Here is a 5,032-nt window from a genome sequence, read left to right as displayed (position 1 = left end):
AACCTGGCTAATGTGGAGGGATACGTCCGCTACTTTTATGAGGATACGGTGACGCTGCCGGAGCTGCTTTTGAGAATGGTGAAGGAACGGCCGGTCTTTTTTCTGGATGAGCCCGCCAGGCTTAAGGAGCAGGCGGACGCCGTGGAGCTGGAGTTTCGGGAGAGCATGGAGCAGAGAGCAGGGAAGGGATATGCGCTTCCAGGCCAGATGAATATTTTGTATAGCGGCGAGCAGGTGGCGGCAAGCTTACAGAAGGGCTGTGTGGTCACCGTCTCCACCTTGGACGGCAGAAGCGCTTATTTCAAGCCGGAGAAAAAGCTGGATGTAAACGCAAGGAATCTGGCTCCCTATAACAACAGCTTTGAAGCCCTTGTGCGGGATTTGAAGCAATACCGCAAGAAGGGCTACCGGGTGCTGCTTTTATCAGGCTCCCGCACCAGGGCAAGACGCCTTGCGGAGGATTTAAGGGACCAGGAGATTCCCGCCATCTATACGGAGGACCCCATGCGGGAAGTGATTCCCGGGGAGGTCATGACCTATTACGGCCATGTGAACAAGGGCTTTGAATACCCCATGCTGAAATTTGTGGTCCTTTCGGAGACGGATATTTTTGGGGCGGAGAAAAAGAAGAAAAAGAAAAAGAGGCTGTATCAGGGACAGAAGATCAATGATTTCAATGAACTGCGGGTGGGAGATTATGTGGTCCATGAAACCCACGGCCTGGGAATTTACCGAGGCATTGAAAAAGTGGAAATGTCCAATGTGGTGAAGGATTATATCAAGATTGAATACCGTGACGGCGGGAACCTTTACATTCTTGCAACGGGGCTTGACGTGATCCAGAAATATGCCTCGGCCGACGCCAAAAAGCCGAAGTTAAACAAGCTTGGCACCAAGGAATGGGAGCGCACTAAGACAAAGGTAAGGGGCGCGGTAAACGAAGTGGCAAAGGATCTGGTGGAGCTCTATGCGCTGCGCCAGCAGAGCGAGGGCTATCAGTATGGGAAGGATACTGTGTGGCAGAGGGAGTTTGAGGAGATGTTCCCCTTTGAGGAGACGGAGGATCAGCTTGCGGCCATTGCGGACACTAAGGCGGATATGGAGAGCAAAAAGATTATGGACCGCCTGATCTGCGGAGACGTGGGTTACGGAAAGACGGAGATTGCCATCCGGGCCGCCTTCAAGGCGGTGCAGGAGGGAAAGCAGGTGGCCTATCTGGTGCCCACTACCATATTGGCCCAGCAGCACTATAACACCTTTGTGCAGAGAATGAAGGATTTTCCGGTCCGTATTGATCTGATGAGCCGTTTTCGGACGCCTGCAGAGCAGAAAAAGACTCTGACAGATCTGCAGAAGGGCCTGGTGGATATTGTGATCGGCACCCACAGAATCCTTTCTGGGGATGTAAAATTCAAGGATTTGGGGCTTTTGATCATCGATGAGGAGCAGCGCTTTGGGGTTGCCCATAAGGAGAAGATCAAAAAGCTGAAGGAGAATGTGGATGTGCTTACCCTGACGGCAACCCCCATTCCCAGAACTCTTCATATGAGCCTGATCGGTATCCGTGACATGAGTGTGCTGGAGGAGGCGCCGGGGGATCGGCTTCCCATACAGACCTTCTGCATGGAATACAATGAGGAAATGGTCAGGGAGGCCATTGTGCGTGAGATGGCCAGGGGAGGCCAGGTGTATTATGTCTACAACAGAGTCAACAACATTGCGGATGTGGCCGCAGCCATTGCAAAGCTGGTGCCTGAGGCAAATGTGGCCTTTGCCCATGGGCAGATGAGAGAGCATGAGCTGGAACGCATTATGGTTGACTTTATCGGCGGAGAGATTGACGTTCTGGTTTCTACCACCATTATAGAGACGGGGCTTGATATCTCTAATGTGAATACCATGATCATTCACGACTCCGACCAGCTGGGACTGTCCCAGCTTTACCAGCTCAGAGGCCGGGTGGGGCGCTCCAACCGCACTGCTTACGCCTTTTTAATGTACAAACGAGATAAGCTTTTAAAGGAGGTGGCGGAAAAGCGGCTGGCTGCCATCAGGGAGTTTACGGATTTGGGCAGCGGCTTTAAGATCGCCATGCGTGATCTGGAAATCAGAGGGGCAGGTAATCTGTTAGGGGTGAAGCAGCATGGACACATGGAGGCTGTGGGGTATGATCTGTACTGTAAGATGCTCAATGATGCGGTAAAGAATTTAAAAGGAATATCTACTGCCGCCGATTTTTCCACGGTCATCGATCTGGATGTGGACGCCTTTATTCCCCCCTCCTATATTGTCAATGAGGTGCAGAAGCTGGATATCTATAAGCGGATTGCGGGGATTGAGAATGAAAAGGAGCGGGACGACATGAAGGATGAGCTTTTAGACCGCTTTGGAGAAATTCCAAAATCCGTGGACAATCTGCTGCGCATCGCTTTGATCCGCGTGGGAGCCCATGGGCTTTCCATGACGGAGATAAAGGGGAAAAATGAAAGAATTACCTTTACCTTTCGGCCGGATGCGGGCATAAATCCTGCAGGCATTCCCGATCTTCTGAAAAAGATTGGAAAGGATTTGACCTTTACCGCATATGGGAATCCCTTTTTTACCTACAAATATAAGAGGACGGGGCTTGTGGAAACCGACGCGGAGCTTCTCCTGGAAAAAACGGAGGAACTGCTGGAAGAAATGAAAGTCCTGCTTGATTGAGTACGGATTATAGGACTCAAAATATGATACCTTCTTTTCAGAACAAGAAAACACAGATTCTGAAAGGAAGGTATTTTTATGAAAGGATATGTTACAGCAAGCGGATACATGGGATATGTGGCGGGAAGCTACATTTTGTTTGCCAGCGAGCAGGAGTATAGAGAATACATGGAAGAAAACTAAGGCCGGACAAACCGCAGTGTTAATTTTTTAACTACTGCCCCATATCTTTACCTTGCGCCGGAGAATGTGATATAGTTAATATGAAAATGCAGAAAGAATCTGCACGGAATAGCACAAGGGAGGATTTGGAAAATGAAGAGAGAATTTGATCTGCTTTCTCTGGGAGAAATTATGCTGCGGCTGTCTCCGCCCGATAATGAAAGGCTGACCAGGGGAGATACCTTCAGCAAGCAGGCCGGGGGAGCGGAGCTCAATGCCATTACCGGTGCGGCTATGCTGGGGCTTCGGTGCGGAATTATCTCCAAGCTGCCTGCAAACGATCTGGGTATGTATATTAAGAACCGTGTGCGTCTCTGCGGAGTCAGCGACGATTATCTGGTATATGACGATGACAAGGACGCGCGTCTGGGTGTCTATTATTATGAGAACGGAGCATATCCCCGCAAGCCTCGTATCGTTTACGACAGGAAAAACACCTCTGTCAATAAAATTTCCATAGACGATTACGATGAGAAGCTCTTTTCTGCGGCCCGCTGCTTTCACACCAGCGGAATTACCCTGGCTCTCGGCGCCCAGTGCAGGGAGACAGCCATCGAAATGATGAGACGCTTTAAGGCCCAGGGGGCGGTGATCTCCTTTGATGTGAATTTCAGGGGGAATCTGTGGACCGGGGCGGAGGCGAAGGAATGTATTGAATCCATCCTTCCCTATGTGGATATTTTCTTCTGCTCTGAGGATACGGCCCGTCTGACCTTCTTAAAGGAGGGGGACGCAAAAAGCATTATGAAGAGCTTTACGCAGGAGTACCCCATCTCCATCGTGGCCTCCACCCAGCGTATCGTGCACAGTCCCAAGCGTCATACCTTTGGTTCCATCATTTACAGCGCAAAGGATGATACCTATTATGAGGAGGCGCCTTACTCGGATATAGAAGTGGTGGACCGTATCGGAAGCGGCGACGCTTACATATCCGGCGTTCTCTATGGGCTTCTGGCCCATGAAGGCCAGTATCAGAGGGCGCTGGAGTACGGCAATGCCATCAGCGCTCTGAAAAACACCATTCCAGGAGACCTTTTGTGTACGGATTTAAAGGAGATCGAGGGTATTATCAAGGAGCACAAGTCCACAGGCCGCATTGCCGAAATGGATCGATAGCGCACCGTCATGCTTTGGGCACTGCCACATACCAGTCGTAGAACTGCGTCAGGGTAAAGTCCCTTTCAAAGACGGGTACATCGGTATAATAAATGATGTAGATGCTGTGGCTGTTTATGGCGTCATAGTTGATACGGGTGTTCACATGGATGCCGTGGGTTTCAAAGGAAGCGGGTGCAGGGGGCGTGTCATACACCACCTTCTCCAGATATTCTGAGGGCAGCGTATTTGTGTAGAGCAAAAGCCGGGGCCATTGAGCGCCCTTCTCGACTGTAATGGTGTCAATGCCCGTTTCCTCACACTGCTCTAAGGCGTAAGCCACACATTCCTCCATGCCGATGGCAAAATAAGCGTTCACGGTATCTTTATAGTCAGTATAATAGTCTCGCTGGAACAGAACCAGACAGATCAGGTAAAGGGCGGCGACGGCTGAGGTGAAAACCCGGCCGATGACTGCCCTTTTTTGCAGCAGAAATGCTGCGGTATTCCAAAGTCCGTAGGCCTCGCACAGCACCAGAGGAATAAACAGGGCGTTGACCTGGTGGAGCCTGGCGGTGACTAACAGGCACACAATGCCGCCGCCAAGAAGCTGGACGAACAGAAAATACTCCCATGCGAACTCTCTGCGCAGAAGGGACTTTACGAGCTTTATCAGCAGAAGAACTGCACCGACTGCTATAAAAATTCTTCCGATATCGTAAAAGAGTCCCCAGGGAAGCAGGATATCGTAGGGGCTGCCTGTGTTCTGAAACAGCAAAAGGCGCAGGGCAGTCTTTAGATTGCTCCACATTTCGCCAGGGCGCAGGGCGATCTCAGAACCCCTGTAGCCGCTGGCCCTTGGGATGGTAAAAAAGGGAAGGGTAATCTCAGGAATGAGACCGGAGTTTACCATCACATAGAGCAGAAGGGGCAGGGCCATCAAAAACAAAAGCAGCGCAGACAAAAGCCCCCATTTGTCGATGGAAAGCTTTTTATGGCGCAGGCTGTATAC

3 protein-coding genes are annotated in these 5,032 nt (G+C 50.7%); 2 read left to right on the top strand and 1 reads right to left on the bottom strand.

Features of this window, described 5'->3' with window-relative positions; genetic code table 11:
- Both mfd and AC1WIP_RS11075 read left to right on the top strand, forming a co-directional pair.
- The coding region (gene mfd, locus AC1WIP_RS11080; RefSeq protein WP_481141882.1) for a transcription-repair coupling factor at positions 1–2,703 on the top strand (2,703 nt) is incomplete at its 5' end.
- A gap of 315 nt (positions 2,704–3,018) precedes the next feature.
- Positions 3,019–4,041 carry a sugar kinase gene (locus AC1WIP_RS11075; RefSeq protein ID WP_481141881.1) on the top strand — a complete coding sequence of 341 codons (1,023 nt, stop codon included), beginning with the start codon at positions 3,019–3,021 and terminating at the stop codon, positions 4,039–4,041.
- A gap of 7 nt (positions 4,042–4,048) precedes the next feature.
- Here the strand turns inward: AC1WIP_RS11075 and AC1WIP_RS11070 are convergent.
- A partial coding sequence (locus tag AC1WIP_RS11070) for a hypothetical protein (RefSeq protein ID WP_481141880.1) occupies positions 4,049–5,032 on the bottom strand: 984 nt, incomplete at its 5' end.

It is taken from the genome of Acetatifactor sp., assembly GCF_982438285.1.
The sequence above is the reverse complement of the archived record's forward strand: the minus strand, read 5'-3'. Positions and strand labels throughout refer to the sequence as shown.

Bases quoted from the DNA above. Each gene is read 5' to 3' on its own strand.
- AC1WIP_RS11075 (WP_481141881.1), top strand. From the start codon at position 3,019: ATGAAGAGAGAATTTGATCTGCTTTCTCTGGGAGAAATTATGCTGCGG.